Here is a 253-nt window from a genome sequence, read left to right on the forward strand (position 1 = left end):
ACGAGGTGTGGGTGCCCACGGTCTTCACGAAGAACCGGGAGCACGATGCCGTGATCGAATTCTTCAACGCCGTAGTGGCCATCGCCGAGAAGAAGTGCCTGCTCTCGGGGGAGCATTTCAGCGTGGAAAAGCGGAAGTTGATCGAACAAGGTTTCGGCTGGGCCAAGACCGTAGGGCGCATGCGCCAGGTGATGGTGCGCGGCTTGAAGAAGGTGGACCAGATGTTCGTGTTGAACATGACGGCCTATAACCT

1 pseudogene is annotated in these 253 nt (G+C 57.7%); it reads left to right on the plus strand.

Features of this window, described 5'->3' with window-relative positions:
* Positions 1-128: 128 nt before the first annotated feature.
* Positions 129-253: pseudogene (locus AB3X94_RS42305) on the plus strand (transposase); the annotation flags it as partial.

The sequence above is a fragment of the Paraburkholderia sp. BR10923 genome, assembly GCF_040948765.1.
In the GTDB taxonomy this organism is placed as follows: Bacteria; Pseudomonadota; Gammaproteobacteria; order Burkholderiales; family Burkholderiaceae; genus Paraburkholderia; species Paraburkholderia youngii.